Below are 4,845 nucleotides of genomic sequence, written 5' to 3' on the forward strand. Positions count from 1 at the left end.
GGGGAGGGGCTGATCGGCCACACCCGATCCGCATCCGGCGACATCGGCGTGTACGAGACGGGTGAAGCGATCCGCGGGCTGGCGCTCCTCGAGGCGCAGGAACGTGACCGGTGCGTCCGCTTCGCCAAGACGGCGCACGACATGGGCATCGCCGATCGCGAGATCCGGTTGGCGGAGGGGCAGGGGCTGCTGCTCGCGCAGGCCATCAGTCGCATCCTCGACGCCCTCGACTTGACGGCGGGGCAGCGGGCCCGGGTGCCAGAGATCGTGCCCGGCGTGCTCCTCGCCGTGGGGAGCGGCTCATGACCGCCGTCGTCCGCCTCACCCTGCCGACCCGCCTCGTCCTCAACGCGCTCCTCGTTGACCCCGCCCGGGAGACCTACGGGTTCGAACTCCGCATCACCACCGGACTGGCCGGCCCCACCATCCACCAGATCCTCGCCCGCCTCGAAACCCACGGCTGGACCACCTCCCGATGGGAAACCCGAGAACCCGGCGGCCGGCCGCTACGCCGCTACTACCGGCTCACCGACGACGGAGCCCGACAAGCCCGGGCCGCCTTGCGCGGCCCTGTAAGCGAATCTCCGGCCGCCCCCGCTCCAGACCGCGCGAACCCTGCGCAACGCGGCCCCGCGACGCGTACAGCCCCGCCCGCACGCAACACCAGCCACACCCCGCACAGCCGAAACCAAGAGACGACATGACCATCCTCACGAAGGTCATCCAAACCTGCGCCGCATGCCCCTCCCAGTGGAACGCCTGGACCAGCACCGGCCAGTACCTGTACCTGCGCTACCGATTCGGCGTCGGCACGGTCGACGCCTACAACAACCCCAACCCCGACACCTGGCTCACCATCCCGGACGGCTGCGTCGCACGCTTCAGCAAGGGCGACGACCTCGAATGCTAGAGGATCGGGCTGTCATCAGCACTGCTCGGGCTGCGCTGCATTCGACGCCACGTGATCCTCAGCGCCGGGCTGCCATGCGGATCTCCTGAATCCCCTCATATGTCGGCACACACGCTCGGAACGATGCCGTCAGCTACCGTCGGCGGAGACGAAAGCCCTGGCTTCCGCTTTTCAGGCGTAGCAATCGCCCTGCTCATATCACTGGGAGCCAGGGGTAGGAAAGTGCCGGCGGTGCCCTACGCGTAGCTGCGGTGGTGGTGGGCGTTGCCGTCGACGACATCGGGTCTACCGGCGGACAGATCATTCACAATGGCGTAGCACCTCGGGACACGGGGGCCACATTGGATGCATGAAGACGATTACCCAGCGTGAGTTCCGCAACAACTCCGCAGCCGTCATGGATGCGGCGGAGGCGGGCGAGGTCTATCACATCACCCGCAACGGCATCGAGGTCGCTGAATTACGGCCCCTGGCCCGCAGACGACGCCCATCCGGCCGCGCGAGGGCTTTGATGTCCGGCGAAACGGTCGGCGGCCGGGGAGCGTGAGGGGCCGGGAGGCCCCTCACCTGGGGTCTGGGGCGGAGCCCCAAGAAACACAGCCCGAGTCCGGACCGCGCGTAGCGCGAAGCACGCAAGGCCCGGAGAACGTGTCAACGATGCGTCACCGTTGGCCCCGGGCCTTCACCCTGCGAGAATCTGCCGCTGACCTGGGTTTACAGGACCGGCAGGTAGCGGCCGAGCTCGAACTCGGTGACCTGGCGGCGGTATTCGCGCCACTCGGTCCGCTTGTTGCGCAGGAAGTAGTCGAAGACGTGCTCGCCGAGGGTCTCGGCGACCAGTTCGCTGCGCTCCATGACCGCGATGGCCTCGTCCAGCGACTGGGGCAGCGGCTGGATGCCCAGCGCGCGGCGCTCGGCCGAGGTCAGCGCCCAGACGTCGTCCTCGGCGCCGGGGGGCATCTCGTAGCCCTGCTCGATGCCCCTCAGGCCCGCGGCCAGGATCACCGCGAAGGCCAGATAGGGGTTGCAGGCCGAGTCGAGCGAGCGGAACTCGATGCGGGTCGAGCCGCTCTTGTGTGGCTTGTACATCGGCACCCGGACCAGGGCCGAGCGGTTGTTGTGGCCCCAGGAGATGTAGCTCGGGGCCTCGCCCCCGGCCCCGGCGATCGCCTCGGCGCCGCCCCACAGGCGCTTGTAGGAGTTGACCCACTGGTTGCAGACCGCGGTGATCTCGGCGGCGTGCGCGAGCAGGCCGCCGATGAAGGAGCGGCCGACCTTGGACAGCTGGTATTCGGCGCCGGGCTCGTAGAAGGCGTTGCGGTCGCCCTCGAACAGCGACATGTGGGTGTGCATGCCGGAGCCGGGGTATTCGGTGAAGGGCTTGGGCATGAAGCTCGCCCAGATGCCCTGCTCCAGCGCGACCTCCTTCATGACCAGCCGGAAGGTCATGATGTTGTCGGCGGTGGTGAGCGCGTCGGCGTAGCGCAGGTCGATCTCCTGCTGGCCGGGGCCGCCCTCGTGGTGGCTGTATTCGACCGAGATGCCCATCGACTCCAGCATCATGATCGCGTTGCGCCGGAAGTCGTGGCCGGAGCTGTGCGGGGTGTGGTCGAAATAGCCGCCGTCGTCGATCGGCTCGGGGCGCGCGCCGCGCTCGGGCCGGTTCTTCAGCAGGAAGAACTCGACCTCGGGATGGGTGTAGAAGCTGAAGCCCATGTCGGAGGCCTTGGCCAGGGTGCGCTTGAGCACCCAGCGCGGGTCGGCGTGCGAGGGCGAGCCGTCCGGCATGAGGATGTCGCAGAACATCCGGGCGGCGCCCGGCGTCTCGCTGCGCCAAGGCAGGATCTGGAACGTCGACGGGTCGGGCTTGGCCAGCATGTCCGACTCGTAGACGCGGGCGAAGCCCTCGATGGCCGAGCCGTCGAAGCCGATGCCCTCGGCGAAGGCCCCTTCGAGCTCCGCGGGGGCGATCGCCACCGACTTGAGGAAGCCGAGCACGTCGGTGAACCACAGCCGGATGAACCGGATGTCGCGCTCCTCAAGGGTACGGAGAACGAACTCCTGCTGGCGGTCCAAAGCTCTCTCCTTCATCGCCGACTCCGACGTGGTGCGACACGCCTGGTCTTCTACCAGTCTGCCCGCTCCGTGTTTCGCACACGTTACGAGCAACAGCGGTGAGATGCCGCATCGGAGCCGCCGTGCCCATGCGTGACCTGCCTCGTCGTGCCTCCGCGTGACCTGCCCCATCCCCTCCTACAGTGTGCGCCGGAGCGGCTGAAGTTCTATTCGGGGGAAGAGACGATGCGCACCGGACTTGACAGACCATCGGGCGGGGCCACGCTGCCGGTCCCGCTCACCGAACGGCTGGCGGCGATGGCGGCCCCGTGCCCCATGCACCCGTCGACGTACCAGATCGAGGCCGCGGTGCTCGACTGGTCCCGCAGGGTCGGCCTGGACACCGAGCCCGGCGCGGGCGCGCACCTGCTGGCCGGGCGGGCCTTCGCCCGGTACGGCATGGGCACGGCCACGCTGTTCGCGCGCTGGCTGACCTGGACCTCCCGCTTCCGCGAGGAGCCCTCGGCGCTCGCCGGGGTGCTCACGGTGGCCGGCGGCGGCGAGCCGGGGCCGCCGCTGGAGCGGGCCTTCGCCGACCTGTGGCGGATCTGCGCGCCCGGGATGGGCGACGAGTGGCGCGCGCGGTTCCTGGCCGGGCTGACCGCCCAGCACGCGGCGCTGCTCGACACCCGGACGCCGCCGGTCGAGGAGTATCCGGCGCTGGGCAGGGCCCGGTCCGGTCAGTGCCTGTTCGACCTGGTGGAGCCCTGCATGGGGGTGGAGGTGCCCGCGCCGGTCCGGGAGAGCGCGCAGTGGCGGGCGGTCGTCGAGGCGAGCGGCGACGTGACCGCCTGGTGCGACGACCTGGCCGCCGGGAGCGGCTACGTGGCGGCGGCCTCGGCCTCCCTGGGCCTGTGCGGCGCGGCGGCCGAGCAGTGGGTGGTCGACCGGGTCGTGGACCGGATGGAGGATCTGTGGGCCGCCGCCCGCGCGGTCCCCGTGGTCGTGGAACGGCACGGGCTCGGCTTCGCCGACTCCCGCGAGGTGGTCCAGGTGGCCTGCGCTTTCTTGACCATTCCCAGGGCTTACCTGGAGTTGCTCCTAGAATCACCCCGCTATCGTCACTTGCGGTAACCGCTTGAGTTCTTCACGTAACCAGGAGGTCAAGATGAGCCCTGAACTTCTCAGGCACAAACTGGAGCGCGCCTTCGCGCACATGGACGTGAACGGCGACGGGAAGATCGAGCGCGACGACCTGCTCGGCCTGGGGGCCCGGATCCTGATCGGCTTCGGCGAGTCGCCGACCTCGCCCGCCGGCAGCAGGCTCGTCGAGGGCTTCGAGTCGATCTGGCGGGCCCTCTCGGCCGAGATCGACGCCAGCGGCGACGGCGCGATCTCCCCCGAGGAGTTCCGCACCGGCATGATCTCGGCGTTCGCCGAGGGGGACCGGTACGACACGGCGTTCAGGCCGGCCGCCGAGGCGCTCGCGGCGCTCTGCGACGCCGACGGCGACGGGCTCGTCGACCCGGCCGGGTTCCGGGTCCTGCTGACCGCGTTCGGCACGGCGCACGACGACGTGGACACGGCCTTCGACCGGCTCGACCGGGACCGGGACGGCGCCATCTCCTCCGGCGAGCTGGTCGAGGCGGTCCGGCAGTACTACACGAGCGCCGACCCGAACGCGGCCGGCAACTGGCTGTTCGGTCCGCTGTAGTGACGCTGACACAGACGCTGACACAGACGCCGTCCCAGGAGGTCACCGGGACGGCCGGCCAGGCGGCGGCGCGGCCACCGCGGGAACGGGCCAGGCGGGTGCACTTGGCGTACACCATGCGCGTCGCCGTCCGGTCAGCGATGACCAGCGGATGCTCCGTCGCATC

7 protein-coding genes are annotated in these 4,845 nt (G+C 69.9%); 6 read left to right on the forward strand and 1 reads right to left on the reverse strand.

What is annotated here, in order from left to right; all coding sequences use genetic code 11:
* The 4 genes from ACWDS7_RS46560 to ACWDS7_RS46575 all read left to right on the forward strand — a co-directional run.
* Positions 1-306, forward strand: a 306-nt coding sequence (locus ACWDS7_RS46560; RefSeq protein ID WP_451934528.1) for a hypothetical protein, incomplete at its 5' end; no start/stop codon positions are given.
* Positions 303-704 (forward strand): PadR family transcriptional regulator, encoded by a 402-nt coding sequence (locus ACWDS7_RS46565; RefSeq protein ID WP_451934529.1) that lies wholly within the window; start codon positions 303-305, stop codon positions 702-704. The genes ACWDS7_RS46560 and ACWDS7_RS46565, both read left to right, overlap by 4 nt.
* Positions 701-910, forward strand: coding sequence for a hypothetical protein (locus ACWDS7_RS46570; RefSeq protein WP_451934530.1), 210 nt, complete (start codon positions 701-703; stop codon positions 908-910). The genes ACWDS7_RS46565 and ACWDS7_RS46570 overlap by 4 nt, the downstream gene beginning before the upstream one ends.
* A gap of 349 nt (positions 911-1,259) precedes the next feature.
* On the forward strand, positions 1,260-1,457 hold the full coding sequence (locus tag ACWDS7_RS46575; RefSeq protein ID WP_451934531.1) for a type II toxin-antitoxin system Phd/YefM family antitoxin: 198 nt from the start codon (positions 1,260-1,262) through the stop codon (positions 1,455-1,457).
* A 167-nt stretch (positions 1,458-1,624) separates the two neighbouring features.
* Here the strand turns inward: ACWDS7_RS46575 and ACWDS7_RS46580 are convergent, their stop codons facing one another.
* A complete protein-coding gene (locus tag ACWDS7_RS46580) occupies positions 1,625-2,986 on the reverse strand; it encodes a glutamine synthetase family protein (protein ID WP_306857485.1) in 1,362 nt (453 codons plus the stop codon).
* Positions 2,987-3,211: 225 nt separating this feature from the next.
* Between ACWDS7_RS46580 and ACWDS7_RS46585 the strand changes: the two genes are divergently transcribed.
* The gene (locus tag ACWDS7_RS46585) at positions 3,212-4,099 is read left to right on the forward strand and encodes a terpene synthase family protein (RefSeq protein ID WP_451934532.1); all 888 of its coding nucleotides are present in this window, start codon (positions 3,212-3,214) and stop codon (positions 4,097-4,099) included.
* 34 nt (positions 4,100-4,133) lie between these two features.
* Complete coding sequence (locus ACWDS7_RS46590) at positions 4,134-4,679, forward strand: EF-hand domain-containing protein (RefSeq protein ID WP_451934533.1); 546 nt, start codon at positions 4,134-4,136, stop codon at positions 4,677-4,679.
* The last annotated feature ends 166 nt before the right edge of the window (positions 4,680-4,845 follow it).

Source organism: Streptosporangium sp. NPDC003464 (assembly GCF_053588315.1).